This is a genomic window from Mycobacterium intermedium (assembly GCF_002086275.1).
GTDB classification, from domain to species: domain Bacteria; phylum Actinomycetota; class Actinomycetes; order Mycobacteriales; family Mycobacteriaceae; genus Mycobacterium; species Mycobacterium intermedium.
Genome location: NZ_MVHT01000324.1, coordinates 1 through 426 on the forward strand (window position 1 = coordinate 1; position 426 = coordinate 426).

A 426-nucleotide genomic window follows, 5' to 3' on the forward strand; every position below is an offset into this window, starting at 1 on the left:
GCCCTGCCCGCCGTCTGCGGCGTGGCCCACGCCGGATGCACCGGCGCCGCCGACCCCGCCGGTACCGCCATGGCCGCCTTGGCCGCCGGCGCCGGTCACGACGCCGGTACCCCCGTCACCACCAGCGCCGCCCGCGCCGCCCGCGAAGCCGGTACCGCCGATGCCGCCGTCGACGCCGAAGACGCCGTCCGCGCCGTTATCTCCGGCGCCGCCCATACCGCCCTGGCCGCCTGTTCCACCGATGCCCGCAGCGCCGGCACTGCCGCCGCTGCCGCCGCTGCCGGCCTGTCCGGCGATGCCGGCTTGGCCGCCGACCCCACCGGTGCCCCCTTGACCGCCTTCGACGCCCAGGCCGACACCCGACCCGCCGGTGCACCCACTCAACTCTTGCTGGGTCGCCCGTTGATCGGCGACGGCGTGAATGGG

General features: G+C 77.7%; 1 protein-coding gene. It reads right to left on the reverse strand.

Annotated features, from left to right (window positions below; all coding sequences use genetic code 11):
- Window positions 1–426, reverse strand: a 426-nt coding sequence (locus BST27_RS32210) for a hypothetical protein (protein ID WP_211285347.1), incomplete at both ends; no start/stop codon positions are given.